The sequence below is a fragment of the uncultured Bradyrhizobium sp. genome, from assembly GCF_947648125.1.
Taxonomy (GTDB): domain Bacteria; phylum Pseudomonadota; class Alphaproteobacteria; order Rhizobiales; family Xanthobacteraceae; genus Bradyrhizobium.
The window spans coordinates 92,224-105,231 of record NZ_CANSMR010000004.1 but is presented as its reverse complement, the minus strand read 5'-3'; the positions used below and the strand labels follow the sequence as shown (position 1 = coordinate 105,231).

At 65.6% G+C, this 13,008-nt stretch carries 12 protein-coding genes; 6 read left to right on the top strand and 6 right to left on the bottom strand.

Features of this window, described 5'->3' with window-relative positions; genetic code table 11:
• Positions 1 to 54 precede the first annotated feature (54 nt).
• Both Q0030_RS09945 and Q0030_RS09940 read left to right on the top strand, forming a co-directional pair.
• Positions 55 to 1,434 (top strand): lytic murein transglycosylase, encoded by a 1,380-nt coding sequence (locus Q0030_RS09945; protein ID WP_298365998.1) that lies wholly within the window; start codon positions 55 to 57, stop codon positions 1,432 to 1,434.
• 331 nt (positions 1,435 to 1,765) lie between these two features.
• Positions 1,766 to 3,502: a DUF459 domain-containing protein gene (locus tag Q0030_RS09940; protein WP_298366597.1), complete on the top strand. Its 1,737-nt coding sequence runs from the start codon at positions 1,766 to 1,768 to the stop codon at positions 3,500 to 3,502.
• Between the two features lie 173 nt (positions 3,503 to 3,675).
• On the opposite strand, the gene Q0030_RS09935 is transcribed toward Q0030_RS09940, so the two are convergent.
• Both Q0030_RS09935 and Q0030_RS09930 read right to left on the bottom strand, forming a co-directional pair.
• Positions 3,676 to 4,062 (bottom strand): CsbD family protein, encoded by a 387-nt coding sequence (locus Q0030_RS09935; RefSeq protein WP_298366595.1) that lies wholly within the window; start codon positions 4,060 to 4,062, stop codon positions 3,676 to 3,678.
• Positions 4,063 to 4,122: 60 nt separating this feature from the next.
• A complete protein-coding gene (locus Q0030_RS09930; RefSeq protein WP_298365996.1) occupies positions 4,123 to 4,857 on the bottom strand; it encodes an SDR family oxidoreductase in 735 nt (244 codons plus the stop codon).
• A gap of 194 nt (positions 4,858 to 5,051) precedes the next feature.
• Between Q0030_RS09930 and Q0030_RS09925 the strand changes: the two genes are divergently transcribed.
• Both Q0030_RS09925 and Q0030_RS09920 read left to right on the top strand, forming a co-directional pair.
• Positions 5,052 to 5,831 (top strand): SDR family NAD(P)-dependent oxidoreductase, encoded by a 780-nt coding sequence (locus tag Q0030_RS09925; protein ID WP_298365993.1) that lies wholly within the window; start codon positions 5,052 to 5,054, stop codon positions 5,829 to 5,831.
• A 111-nt stretch (positions 5,832 to 5,942) separates the two neighbouring features.
• The gene (locus tag Q0030_RS09920) at positions 5,943 to 6,830 is read left to right on the top strand and encodes a TauD/TfdA family dioxygenase (protein ID WP_298365991.1); all 888 of its coding nucleotides are present in this window, start codon (positions 5,943 to 5,945) and stop codon (positions 6,828 to 6,830) included.
• A gap of 202 nt (positions 6,831 to 7,032) precedes the next feature.
• On the opposite strand, the gene Q0030_RS09915 is transcribed toward Q0030_RS09920, so the two are convergent.
• A complete protein-coding gene (locus tag Q0030_RS09915; protein ID WP_298365988.1) occupies positions 7,033 to 7,692 on the bottom strand; it encodes a YqgE/AlgH family protein in 660 nt (219 codons plus the stop codon).
• Between the two features lie 136 nt (positions 7,693 to 7,828).
• Between Q0030_RS09915 and Q0030_RS09910 the strand changes: the two genes are divergently transcribed.
• Together Q0030_RS09910 and Q0030_RS09905 are read left to right on the top strand one after the other, a co-directional pair.
• Positions 7,829 to 8,665 carry a protein-disulfide reductase DsbD domain-containing protein gene (locus tag Q0030_RS09910; RefSeq protein WP_298365986.1) on the top strand — a complete coding sequence of 279 codons (837 nt, stop codon included), beginning with the start codon at positions 7,829 to 7,831 and terminating at the stop codon, positions 8,663 to 8,665.
• A 267-nt stretch (positions 8,666 to 8,932) separates the two neighbouring features.
• Entirely contained in the window at positions 8,933 to 10,321 is a 1,389-nt protein-coding gene (locus Q0030_RS09905; protein ID WP_298365983.1) for an oligosaccharide flippase family protein, read from the top strand.
• 108 nt (positions 10,322 to 10,429) lie between these two features.
• On the opposite strand, the gene Q0030_RS09900 is transcribed toward Q0030_RS09905, so the two are convergent.
• The 3 genes from Q0030_RS09900 to Q0030_RS09890 form a co-directional block, all read right to left on the bottom strand.
• Entirely contained in the window at positions 10,430 to 11,218 is a 789-nt protein-coding gene (locus tag Q0030_RS09900; RefSeq protein WP_092118875.1) for a 3-hydroxybutyrate dehydrogenase, read from the bottom strand.
• Between the two features lie 12 nt (positions 11,219 to 11,230).
• A complete protein-coding gene (locus Q0030_RS09895) occupies positions 11,231 to 12,400 on the bottom strand; it encodes a DUF3734 domain-containing protein (protein ID WP_298365979.1) in 1,170 nt (389 codons plus the stop codon).
• Between the two features lie 105 nt (positions 12,401 to 12,505).
• A complete protein-coding gene (locus tag Q0030_RS09890; RefSeq protein WP_050405382.1) occupies positions 12,506 to 13,003 on the bottom strand; it encodes a CAP domain-containing protein in 498 nt (165 codons plus the stop codon).
• Positions 13,004 to 13,008: the final 5 nt, after the last annotated feature.

The window sequence follows — 13,008 nt, the reverse complement described above, 5'->3', positions numbered from 1 at the left end:
GGAAACCGTGACGGGGCCTTCTGAGGCGGCACGATTTTGACAGGCACACGACGAATGCGCGCGACCGGAACACCAAGGACCAGGCTTTTCAGCGCGAGCCTGATCGCGCTGGCCCTGCTGCTGCCAGGCGCCACGCCGGCTCAATCGGCCGGCAACGGCCTGACCAACCTGATCGACAGCATCTTCTCCCCGAACGCCGCGACGCCGCCGCAGGCCGCGACCGGACAGGACGGCGCAGCGCCGCCCTGGAGCGGGGAAGACGGCGCCTCCGGCCATCCGCTGATGACGGCAGCCGCAATCCGCCAGGCCGCATCCGACTTCCCCAATTGCGTCGCGGCGATGTGGCCGGATGCCGCGCGGCGCAACATCACCCAGCAGAATTTCGAGCGCTTCACCGCGGGCCTGCAGCCCGACCTGCGCATCATGGATCTGCTGGATTCGCAGCCGGAATTCACCAAGGCGATCTGGGACTATCTCGACATCCTCGTCAGCGACGCCAGGCTCGCCAAGGGCCGCGAGATCCTTGCGAAATACAAGCCGCAGTTCGACGCGACCGAGAAGGCGTATGGCGTCGATCGCTACATCATCGCGGCGATCTGGGGCATCGAGTCGAACTATTCGACCCAAATGGGCGATCGCAGCGTGGTGCAGTCGACCGCGACGCTCGCCTGCATCGGTCGCCGCCAAGCCTATTTCAAGGACGAATTCCTGTCGGCGCTGGAGATTCTCAACCGCGGCGATCTCAGGCCCGAGCAGATGCGCGGCTCCTGGGCCGGCGCGTTCGGCCCGACCCAGTTCATGCCGACCGCGTTCAAGCGCTACGCGGTCGACGGCGATGGCGACGGCCGCCGCGACGTCGTCGACGATCCAAGCGACCTGATCGCGTCCACCGCCAACAATCTGAAGAAGGACGGCTGGCAGACCGGCGCGAGCTGGGGTTACGAGGTCGTGCTGCCGCAGGGCCTGAACTACATGCTGGCCGACCGCGCCAAGGCGATGCCGCTGTCACAGTGGGAGCAACTCGGCGTCAAGCGGCCGAACGGCCAGGCGTTCCCGCGGCCATCCGACAAGGCCTATCTGCTGGCGCCCGCCGGTGCCGAAGGTCCGGGCTTCCTGATGCTGCAGAATTTCCGGGTGATCATGAAGTACAACCCGGCCGAGGCCTATGCGCTCGCCATCGGCCATTTCGCCGATCGCCTGCGCGGCGGCCAGCCCTTCGTGCAGCCCTGGCCGCGCCAGGAACGGGTGCTGTCACGCGCCGAGCGGCTGGAACTGCAGCAGCTGCTCGCCCAGCGCGGTTTTTACAAGGGCACGCCCGACGGCCAGTTCGGCGGCCAGACCCGCGAGGCGCTGCGCGGCTTCCAGGTCTCGATTGGCGCACCCGCCGACGGTTTTGCCACCGCCGAGGTGCTGGAGCGGCTGCGGGGACGGTAGGGCTGAGGCCACGACCTCGTCCACCTCTCCCGCTTGCGGGGGAGGTCGGATTGCATCGGAGATGCAATCCGGGTGGGGGCTCTCTCCGCACAATGACCAGCCCCATCGCGGCAACACCCCCACCCCAACCCTCCCCCGCAAGCGGGAGAGGGAGCGCAGTTCCCGCGTGGCGACCTGAGAGGTCCTCCCCCGAAAGTAACCGTGAAATCCGATATTTGCCCGGTGCCTTGACGGCGGCCGGAGGCACCCGATTTATGGTGGAAAAGCTGCCCGCTTGCGGCCCGATTCCGCTAATATGCTCACGTACTTCCTGATCATTGCGACGAACTCGATGGCGAAGCCGAAATCCTTCCTGCGCCTATTCACCGAAGCCGGCCCGCTGGTCGCGCTGACGGTGGCGCTTGCGCTGTTGATCGGCATCGCGCAGCCCGCCTCGGCGCAGTTCTTCGGCTTCCCCGGCTTCGGTGGCGGACCGCCGCAACCGCAGCGCCGCGCTCCGCCGCAGCACGGCGGCGGTGGCGGCTGGTTCGGGGGCGATTTCTTCGCGCCGTTCCAGCAGCAGCAGCCGCAATCACAGCCGCAGCGGCCGCGCGAGGATTTCTCGCGGGCGCCGCCGCCGGCCAAGCGCGAAGCCGCGGCCGAGCGCAACGTGCTGGTGATCGGCGACGCGATGGCCGACTGGCTCGCCTACGGCCTGGAAGATGCCTATTCCGACCAGCCCGACATGGGCGTGATCCGCAAGCACAAGACGGTCTCCGGCCTGATCCGCTATCAGCCCAAGGGCGACCCGGCGGACTGGGCTGCGGCCGCCAAGGGCATTCTCGCCACCGAAAACCCCGACGCGATCGTCGTGATGCTCGGCCTCAACGACCGCACCGCGATCCGCGAGCCGGTCGCGGAGAAGAAGGTCGACAAGAAGGACGAGAAAAAGGACGCGCGCGCCAAGCCGGACGCCAAGCCCGGCGACAAACCCGATGCCGCTGCCAAGACTGACGGCAAGACCGATGCCAAGGCTGATACCAAGGCCGACAACAAGCCGGCCGACGCCGAGCTGCCGGCCGACGACGCCGACACCGACTCGCAGGCCGCGCCGGAAAAGACCGCGCGCTCGCCCAACGGCCTCTATGATTTCCGCGACGACCGCTGGGTCGAGCTCTACGGCAAGAAGATCGAGGAGCTGATCAACGTGCTGAAGAGCAAGGGCGTGCCGGTGCTGTGGGTCGGCCTGCCCGCGATCCGCGGCCAGAAGGGCACGTCGGACATGCTGTTCCTCGACGCGCTCTATCGCGACGGCGCCGGCAAGGCCGGCATCACCTATGTCGACGTCTGGGACGGCTTTGTCGACGAGGCCGGCCGCTTCATGCAGAAGGGCCCGGACTTCGAAGGCCAGCCGCGCAAGCTGCGCTCCGATGACGGCGTGTTCTTCACCAAGGCCGGCGCGCGCAAGCTCGCGCACTATGTCGAGCGCGAGGTGACCCGCCTGCTCGCGGTGCGCACCGGTCCGATCGCGCTGCCGAGCGAACCGGCGACGCCCGAGACCAGCACCGAGCCCGGCAAGCCCGCGCCGCGGCCGCTGGCAGGCCCCGTGCTGCCGTTGGTCGCCTCCACGGTCGGCACCGATCAGTTGCTCGGCGGCCCCGGCTCGCGGCCCGCCGCGGTCGATGCACTCGCCGCGCGCACGCTGGTGAAGGGCGAGGCGCTGGCGCCGCCGGCCGGCCGCGCCGATGATTTCGCCTGGCCGCGCCGCGAAATGGGGCGCGAGCAGGCCAAGGGTGACGTGCCGGTTGCCGCGACCATGCCGGCCGCCCCGACGGGGGGCCCTGCGAATCCGCCGCCCTCGACCACAGCGATCGCGCCCGACGGCTCGATCATCACCGCGCCGAAGCCGGCAAAGCGCGTGTTCCGTCCGGCCCAAACCCAGCAGCAGCCACAACAGCAGACTCAGCCCTGGCTGCGTGACTTCTTCGGTTTCGGCGCGCCGCAGCAGCGCCCGCTGGTCGCCCCGCCGCCGCGGCCGCCGCGCAATGTCGGACAGCGGGCCGCTGGGCCGGGGAATCCCTGGCAGTAGGCGGCGCGCCTTCTCGTCGAATTGAAGCTACATCCACGTCAGTGCGAGCCATCCGGTCGGCGCGAAGCGCCGCCGGACGACAGGCTCCGCGAAGCAATCCATCGATCCGCAGACGCGGACGGATGGATGGATTGCTTCGTCGCTTCGCTCCTCGCAATGACGGTGAGTGAGGCTCAACCGTAGTACCGCCAGCGTGACGGCGGACGGCGCGGCTGGCGCGTCATCAGGAGCGCGAGCGCAAAGCCGATACCGCCGGCGATCAGAAGGGCGCCGAGCGGATTGTCCTGCACTGATCTCGCCATCGCCTTCTGCCCGTCGCGGATCGTCTCGCCGCGATTCTCATAGGCATCCTTGAACGTATCCTTGGCGTAGTTGACCGCAGTGTCGGCGGCGTCGCGCGCGGCATCCTTGGCCTGGCCGTAGAGATCCTGCACTGCGCCTGCGGCTTCGCGCGCGCGGCCCGAGGCCTGGGTCTGCGCGTCGCCGGTCGCATCGCCCAGGGCGCCTTCGGCCTTGCCCGCGAATTCCTTCGCCGTTCCGAAAATCCGATCCTTGTCCATCATGACTGCTCCCTGAAACTGTCAGGGAGCCAACCGCGGAACCTCGCCCAAGTTCCTAAGCTAGAGAATGAGCCCGCCATCGACAATGATGGTCTGGCCGACGACGTAGGAAGCGAGCGGCGAGGCCAGGAACAGCGCGGCGCCGGCCATGTCGGCGGGCGTGCCGAGACGCTTCAGCGGAATGCGCTCGAGCGCGCCTTCGAGCCGCTTTGGATTCGCGGTCGTCGCCTTGGTCATCTTGGTGTCGACGAGGCCCGGCGCGATGCCGTTGACGCGGATGCCGTTCTCCGCCCAGGCCTCGCCGAGCGTGCGGGTCAGACCGACCGCTCCGGTCTTCGAGGCGTTGTAGGCCGGATTGCCCATGGTGGAATGATAGGCCGCGGTCGAGCTCACGATGATCAGCGAGCCTTTGCTCGCGCTCAGCATCGCGTGGAATTTGGTGGCGCAGGCCATCAAGCTCATCAGATTGACTTCCATCACCTTGCGGAAACCTTCCATCTGGAATTCCCCGCGGCGGTAAATCACCGCGCCCTGCGCCAGCACCAGCACGTCGAGCCGATCGAATGCCGGTGTGAGGTCCTCGATCGCTTGCGGATTGCTGACGTCGAGCTGCGCATAGGCGAGGCCGTCGAGATGCGAGCCTTCCTCAGCCGAATAGTCGCTCGCCTGCGCGCGGGTGCCGTACACGGCAACGCGCGCGCCCTTGGCGCGGAAGGCCTGCGCGATGCCGTTGCCGATGCCGCTGGAGCCGCCGACCACCAGTACCTGCTTGCCGCCGAAATCGAGCTCGTTCATCGCGTTCCTCTCCCGTGTTGTTTTCTTGATTGAGCATGATCCTTTTCGAAAAGCCAACGCAAAAGCCGACGCAGAACTTGCGTTAACGCGCTGCGCGCGTGGCGATAGCGGATCAGTGGTTTGACGTCTCTGCGGATCGGTGCCAGCCTCGTCACTCTCACAACGCGCCAAATTTCATCCCGCGAGAATCCGTCATGTCCGAATTCAAACAGCTCAGCCGCTCGGTGAAGGGCCTTACCGTTCTCGTCACCGGTGCCGCCAGCGGCATGGGCCGCGCCACTGCACGCGTGTTCGCCGATGAAGGCGCCAATGTCGCGGTCACTGACCTGACCGAAGAGGGCACGCAAGCGGTGGCGAAGGAGATCGCAGCAAGCGGCGGCTCGGCAAAGGCGTGGACGCTCGACGTCAGCGATCGCGATGCGATTACAAGGGTCGTCAACGATGTCGCCGCGCATTTCGGCGGGCTCGACATCATCGTCAATAATGCCGGCATCTCGGTGCGCGTGGCGATCGACGATCCCGGGTATGAGGACGCCTGGGCCAAGGGCATCGCGGTGATGCTGACAGCGCATCCGCGCATCATCCGCGCCGCACTGCCATACCTGCGCAAGTCGCGATCGCCGCGCATCGTCAACATCGCCTCGACCGAAGCACTCGGCGCGACCGGGATGCACAGCCCCTACTCCGCGGCGAAGGGCGGCGTCACCAGCCTGACCCGCTCGCTCGCGGTGGAACTGGGACGCGAAGGCATCACCGTGAACTGCATCTGCCCGGGCCCGATCCGCACAGGAATCACCGACCGCATCTCCGAAGAGCACAAGACGATCTACGCCAAGCGCCGCACCGCGCTCGCGCGTTACGGCGATCCGGAGGAGGTCGCGCACATGACGCTGAGCCTGTGCCTGCCCGCAGCATCGTTCCTGACCGGCGCGGTGATTCCCGTCGACGGCGGGTTGATGGCGCGGAATGCCTGACCCGCGCATCGCCGTATCCTGCCGCGAAGCGTTGACAGCGCGTGCGTCGGGAGTAGCCTTCTCGTCAAACGAAGCGGGACAACCGCCCGCGAGATCCGGGGAGATAAGCCAATGACGGTCCTGATCCGGCAGCTTCACAAGCATTTCGTCGGCGAGGTCTCCGGCGTCGATCTGCGCAAGCCGCTGACGAAGCAGGAAGCGATCGACATCGAGGCCGGCATGGACAAATACGCCGTGCTTGTCTTCCACGGCCAGGACATATCAGACGAGCAGCAGATGGCGTTCGCGCTGAACTTCGGCGAGCGCGAGAACGCGCGCGGCGGCACGGTGACCAAGAAGGAGGACTACCGCCTCTCCTCCGGGCTCAACGATGTCTCCAATCTCGGCAAGGACGGCAAGCCGCTGCCGAAGGATCACCGCACCCATCTGTTCAATCTCGGCAACTGCCTGTGGCACTCCGACAGCTCGTTCCGGCCGATCCCGGCGAAGTTCTCGCTGCTGTCGGCGCGCGTGGTCAATCCGAAGGGCGGCAACACCGAGTTCGCCGACATGCGTGCGGCCTATGACGCGCTCGACGACGAGACCAAGGCCGAGATCGACGACATGATCTGCGAGCACTCGCTGATGTATTCGCGCGGCTCGCTCGGCTTCCTCGACTACACCGACGAGGAGAAAGAGATGTTCAGGCCGGTGCTGCAGCGCCTGGTGCGCACCCATCCGGTGCACGGCCGCAAGTCGCTGTATCTGTCCTCGCATGCCGGCGCCATCAGGGGCATGAGCATGCCGGAGGCGCGCCTGTTGTTGCGCGATCTCACCGAGCACGCCACGCAGCCGGAATTCGTCTATGTGCACAAATGGACGGTGCATGACCTCGTGATGTGGGACAACCGCCAGACCGTGCACCGCGTCCGCCGCTACGATCAGTCGCAGCCCCGCGACATGCGCCGCGCCACGGTGGCCGGCACCCAGCCGACGGTGGCGCAGGAGGCGGCGGAGTAGGTACTCCGCTGTCGCAGCCAAAATCACTGCCGTCGTCCTGGGGCAAGCGAAGCGCGACCCGGGACCCATAACCACAGGGCGCCGTTGTGGCGCGACGCTGTGGCCGCAGCGCGGCGTCACACCATATCCTGTGGTTATGGGTCCCTGCTTTCGCAGGGACGACACCGGGCCGAGGCGCGAGCGCCTGCTACGTCAACACAGCCTACGCGTGGCCCGCGTCGTTCGACAGCATGCCGGCCTCGATGCCGATCTTGCGCAGGGCGCGCGCGTATTTCTCGTCGACGTCGGTGCCGAAAATCAGTTCCGGATCGGCGTCGCAATGCAGCCAGCCATTGTGCTGGATCTCGTTCTCGAGCTGGCCCGGCGCCCAGCCGGCATAGCCGAGCGCGAGGATCGCGTGCTTGGGGCCGGAGCCCTTGGCGATCGCCTTGAGGATGTCCACCGTCGCGGTGAGCGAGATGCCGTCGTCGATGTTGAGCGTCGCGTCCTGGATGTAGAAATCGCTGGAATGCAGCACGAAGCCGCGGCCGGTGTCGACCGGGCCGCCCTTCATCACCTTCATCATCTCGGCATTTTCCGGCAGCTTGATCTGGTCCGACTTCTCGATGATGTCGAGCTGCACCAGCAGGCCGGGGAAATCGATGCTGCCGGCCGGGCGATTGACGATGATGCCCATCGCCCCCTCGGAGGAATGCGCGCACATGTAGATCACGGAGCGTTCGAAGCGCGGGTCGTTCATGACAGGCATCGCGATCAGCATCTGGCCATCGAGATAGCCATCTTCGGTGGCATGGGGACCGACGGCCGGGTTTCCGCCGGCGGCGGTCTTGCGAGTCTTGCCTGTTTTGCCTTCAGGGCGCATCCACAAAGGCCTTTCCTGCTGATTTGGCATCCTGATATTGGGTCGCCGTTCTGTCAATCAACCTTCGGCCGCAGTGCGGCGATGCATCACAAGCAATTCAATGGTTTGCGACGAAAGTTGCGGGTAAAGACGTCTCATGATCGTCACAGTTCCCATGCGTGCCGCATTTGCCGTCGCCGCCATAATTTCCGTCGCATCCGTGGCAACGGAGGTTCGCGCCGACGACGCCTCGCCGTGGCAGCAGGACACGCATTCGGCGGTCAGGCTGCTGGCCGGATCGCGCAGCGGCGCAGTGCTGCTCGGCGGCATCGCGTTCCAGTTGCAGGACGGCTGGAAAACCTACTGGCGCACGCCGGGCGATTCCGGTGTGCCGCCGCGGTTCGATTTCTCCAAGTCGGACAATGTCGATGCGGTCACGGTGATGTGGCCGGCGCCGCGCCAGTTCGACGACGGCGCCGGAGGTACCTCGCTCGGCTACAAGCACCAGGTGGTGCTGCCGCTGCGCATCGTCGCGAAGAATCCCGACAAGCCGCTGGTGCTGCGCGCCGACATCAACTACGCGGTGTGCGAGAAGCTGTGCGTGCCGGTAGAGGCGAAGGCCGAGCTCGCATTCGCCAGCGTCGCCTCGACCGAGGACGCCGCGCTGTCTGAAGCGCTCAACGCGGTGCCGAAGCCTGCCAATATCGGTGATCCCACCCCGTTCACGATCCGCGACGTCAAGCGCGACGGCAACAACGTGCTGGTCGATGTCGCCGCGCCGGAGTCAAAGGACCTCAGCCTGTTCGTCGAGGGACCGACGCCCGACTGGGCGCTGCCTGTGCCGAAGCTCGTCGAGCATGCGCCGCCGGGCGTGAAGCGCTTCTCGTTCGAGCTCGACGGCTTGCCGCCGGGCGCGAAAGCGGACGGTGCCGCGCTGAAGCTGACGCTGGTCGGCGGCGACAAAAGCTACGAATTCAATATCAATTTGAACTGACGGCGCAGCGTCGTTCCAATAGGTCGTTCCGGCGAAAGCCGGGACCCATACTCCGCGGCTGCAGTCTGAGGCACGCTGGGGTTCAAGGTGTGCGCACCAACTGTTCCCTGTGGTTTTGGATCCCGGCTCCCGTGCGCAATCGCGCACTAGGCCGGGATGATGCAAGATGGGAACATCCGTCACCCAACCCAATCTTAACGTTTCGTTGATAGATCGGGGGCCATTGCCGCCTTGCGGCGCTTTAGGAATTTTTCCGCCTTGGCTGTGATGGAGACACAATCCGCAACCTCTGCGCCATCGGGCCCGGCGGCACGCCTGCGCGGCCTCGCTGCGCGCCTGCTCGGCGGCACCAAGGAGGCGTCGGTCACCAAGCGCCTCGCCGGCATGATCTTCGTCATCCGCGTCATCAGCGCCGCGATCGCCTATCTCGCCCAGATCCTGCTGGCGCGCTGGATGAGCGGCTCGGACTACGGCATCTATGTCTATGTCTGGACCTGGGTGCTGCTGCTCGGCAGCACGATGGATTTCGGCATCGCGCCGTCCTCGCAGAAGATCATCCCCGAATATCGCGCGCGCGGCGACCTCGCCGCGCTGCGCGGCTTCCTCTCCGGCGGCCGCTGGGTGGTGCTTGCCGCGTCAAGCACGGTGGCGCTGCTGCTCGCCGGCGTGATCCACCTCGCCTCGCCCTGGATCGACCCCAATGCGGTGGTGCCGCTTTACATCGGCTGCCTGACATTGCCGCCCTTCGTGGTCGCCAACACCCAGGACGGCATCTCGCGCGCGCATGACTGGATGCAGCTCGGCCTGATGCCGCAGTTCATCGTGCGCCAAGGACTGATCATCGCGCTGACCGCCGGCGCGCTGGCGCTCGGCCTCAATCTCGGTGCGACGGCTGCGATGATCGCGAGTGCCGCGGCCGTGTACATCGCGGCGATCGGCCAGATGATCGTGCTGAACCGCCGCCTCAAAGCCCATCTCGGGCCGGGCGAGCAGACCTACGACGTCAGAGGCTGGTTCGCGATCTCGCTGCCGATCATGCTGGTCGAGAGCTTCTATCTGCTGCTCGGCTACACCGACGTGCTGATGCTGCAACAATTCCGCTCCTCGGAGGAGGTCGGCATCTATTTCGCCGTGGTGAAGACGCTGGCGCTGGTGTCGTTCGTGCACTACGCGATGTCGGCAACGACGGCGCATCGCTTCGCCGAGTACAATGCACTCGGCGACAAGGAGCGGCTGTCGGCTTATGTCGCACACGCGATCAGCTGGACGTTCTGGCCTTCGCTGCTCGCGACCATCGCGCTGCTCGCGTTCGGCAAGCCGCTGCTATGGCTGTTCGGACCGAAATTCGTCGACGGCTACGGCATCATGTTCGTCGCCGCGATCGGGCTTGTGGTGCGCTCGGCGATCGGGCCGGTGGAGCGGCTGTTGAACATGCTGGGCCACCAGAAGATCTGCGCCACCGCCTACGCTGTGTCGTTCTTCATGAATGTCGGGCTCTGCATCGCACTCGTCCCGCGCTACGGCGGCATGGGCGCGGCCGCCTCGACCTCGCTGTCGCTGACCTTCGAGACGATCCTGCTGTTCGTCGTGGTGCGCTCGCGGCTCGGCCTGCACGTGCTGGCGTTCGGGAAGCGGCAGTCGGCGCCGCAGCATTGAGGCGGGCCGGATGCCTGACCGCCGGCGGCGATCATCAGATCGAAAGAAAAAGCCGGCCCTGATCGGATCAGGGCCGGCTCATTCTTCGGCGAAAATCCTGCCGGAAGGTTACTCCGCGGTCCAGCCGCCGTCGATCGAGAGATTGGCGCCGGTGATCTGCGCGGCATCGTCGCCGCACAGGAACAGCGCCAGGGCTGCGACCTGCTCGGAGGTGACGAACTCCTTGGTCGGCTGCGCGGCGAGCAGCACGTCCTTGATGACCTGCTCCTTGGTCATGTTGCGCGCCTTCATGGTCTCCGGAATCTGGTGCTCGACCAGCGGCGTCCAGACATAGCCCGGGCTGATGCAGTTGCAGGTGATCTTGAACTGCGCGAGCTCCAGCGCCGCGGTCTTGGTGAGGCCGGCGATGCCGTGCTTGGCCGAGACGTAGGCCGACTTGAACGGCGAGGCGACCAGCGAGTGCGCGGAAGCCGTGTTGATGATGCGGCCCCAGCCGCGCTTCTTCATGCCGGGCACCGCGGCGCGGATGCCGTAGAACGCCGACGACAAATTGATCGCGATGATCGCTTCCCACTTCTCCGGCGGGAATTCCTCGATCGGCGACACGAACTGGATGCCGGCATTGTTGACGAGGATATCGACCGAGCCGAAGGTCTTTTCGCCGAGCGCGATCATGTCGGCGATCTCGGCCGGCTTGGTCATGTCGGCCGGCGAATAGGCCGCCTTGACCTTGAAGTCGGTCTCGATGCCGGAACGCTCCTTCTCGATGTCCGCCGGCACACCCATGCCGTTGAGCACGATATTGGCGCCAGCGCCGGCGAAGGCGCGCGCATAAGCCAATCCGATACCGCTGGTCGAGCCGGTCACAACGGCGGTCTTGCCTGTCAACGTACCCATTGTTCTTCGCTCCTATTTGCTTGCAGGGGATGTGGGTTCATCCCCCGTGAGGTCGTAAGTCACCATGGTTTCCCCGGACTGCGGCCGTTCTAGCCATTCTTTGTGACGCATCGACAAATGCACGTCGCGGACGCCCGCGCCCCAGTGCTCGACCATCGCAACATGGGAGAAGTCGTAGTCCTTCGACGAGGTTTCGTAATTCTTGCTCTTGTAAATCAAGTGAACCACCGTGACGGTGTTCTCCTTCGACGCCTTGCGCAACAGTTCGACCGACGGATCGTTCTTCAGGTAATCCGGCAGCTTGCCGATCAGGTCGCGCACCGCCATGCGGGCGTTGTGGATCTGCCTGTTCTTATCGGTGTTCATCCGCGTCCGGCTGGAATAGCGGATGTCCTTTTCGCGCTCGGCGGCCTCCAGCAGCGTCTCCGGCAACGGCCCGCGCGCGCTGAACAGGTCGACCTGGAAGATCAGGAGATCGCGGCTGGTCTCCTCATCGAGTACGAAGTCGAGCGGCGTGTTGGAGGCGATGCCGCCGTCCCAGTAATGCTCGCCCTCGATCACGACGGCGGGAAAGCCCGGCGGCAACGCGCCCGAGGCCATGATGTGCTCGGGACCGATCTTCTTGCCGAGCTTCTTGAACTCGTAATTGTCGAAATAGCGGAAGTTGCCCGAGGTGACGCCGACCGCGCCGACCGACAGCCGCGTCTTCAGATCGTTGATGCGATCGAAGTCAACCAGCCGCTCCAGCGTCTTCTTCAGCGGCGCGGTGTCGTAGTAGCTCAGCGATTGCGAGCTGCCGGGAGGCCACAACGGCGCCGGCGGAATCCGCGGCGTGAAGAAGCCGGGCACGCCGAAGGTCGCGATGATGGCGGCGCTGGTCTCGTTGAACAGCGAGCGGGCGCGCTCATGTTTCGAGACCGGATTCCACGGCACCGGCGCCGACACCATCTCCCAGAATTCCTTCAGCCGCGGCACCCGCTTGTCCGGCTCGTTGCCGGCGATGATCGCGGCATTGATGGCGCCAATCGAGATACCGGCGATCCATTCCGGCTCGAAGCCCGCGTGGCAGAGCGCCTGAAAGGCACCGGCCTGATAGGAGCCGAGCGCGCCGCCGCCCTGGAGAACCAGCACCCGCTGCGCTTGCGCCGGCGTCGAGGCCGGCGCGGAATCCGAAGTATCCATTCGTAACCGTTCGGTTCAAATGACTCGAAGGCGCACCGTGGCGGCTGTTCGCAGCCGCGTCAATCAGCGAGATACGGAGGGGAGTTCACGCGGAATTTATCGAGATCAGGTTGCCGCCAAAATGAGCGTCCAAAACACCTTGTATTTTGTATTCGGAGCATAGACAGCCGCGATGCCCATTTTTGTGACGCCGCTTTTGAGCATGTTGGCCTTGTGCGGCGGTGAATCGCGCCAGCCCGAAAACGCCTCCGCGAGCGTGTGATAGCCGGCCGAGATGTTTTCGACCGCCACGGTTGCCGGGTAGCCGCCGGCCTCCAGCCGCTTGCCGAGCGGGGCCTTCACGTCATGGTCCATCTTGTTGCGGGCGGCCATCGCCTGCGACTGCTGCTCGGCGAGCCTGGTCAGGTCCGGATCGACCACGACGGTACCGAGACCATTGTTCTGGCGGTACTGCGAGAACATGATCGCGGCGGCCTGGCTGTCCAGCACGGCGCCGGGCTGCGCCATGTTGAGATACATGGCCGGTTCTTCCGGGATTTTGGTCTCTGTGCCGCAGCCGGCAAGCACCAGAAGCCCGAACAGGGCGACCGTCGTCCGTTTCACTAGTG

Coding starts and splice junctions, on each gene's coding strand:
- Q0030_RS09945 (WP_298365998.1), top strand. CDS start 55: ATGCGCGCGACCGGAACACCAAGGACCAGGCTTTTCAGCGCGAGCCTG.
- Q0030_RS09940 (WP_298366597.1), top strand. CDS start 1,766: ATGGCGAAGCCGAAATCCTTCCTGCGCCTATTCACCGAAGCCGGCCCG.
- Q0030_RS09935 (WP_298366595.1), bottom strand. CDS start 4,062: ATGGACAAGGATCGGATTTTCGGAACGGCGAAGGAATTCGCGGGCAAG.
- Q0030_RS09930 (WP_298365996.1), bottom strand. CDS start 4,857: ATGAACGAGCTCGATTTCGGCGGCAAGCAGGTACTGGTGGTCGGCGGC.
- Q0030_RS09925 (WP_298365993.1), top strand. CDS start 5,052: ATGTCCGAATTCAAACAGCTCAGCCGCTCGGTGAAGGGCCTTACCGTT.
- Q0030_RS09920 (WP_298365991.1), top strand. CDS start 5,943: ATGACGGTCCTGATCCGGCAGCTTCACAAGCATTTCGTCGGCGAGGTC.
- Q0030_RS09915 (WP_298365988.1), bottom strand. CDS start 7,692: ATGCGCCCTGAAGGCAAAACAGGCAAGACTCGCAAGACCGCCGCCGGC.
- Q0030_RS09910 (WP_298365986.1), top strand. CDS start 7,829: ATGATCGTCACAGTTCCCATGCGTGCCGCATTTGCCGTCGCCGCCATA.
- Q0030_RS09905 (WP_298365983.1), top strand. CDS start 8,933: ATGGAGACACAATCCGCAACCTCTGCGCCATCGGGCCCGGCGGCACGC.
- Q0030_RS09900 (WP_092118875.1), bottom strand. CDS start 11,218: ATGGGTACGTTGACAGGCAAGACCGCCGTTGTGACCGGCTCGACCAGC.
- Q0030_RS09895 (WP_298365979.1), bottom strand. CDS start 12,400: ATGGATACTTCGGATTCCGCGCCGGCCTCGACGCCGGCGCAAGCGCAG.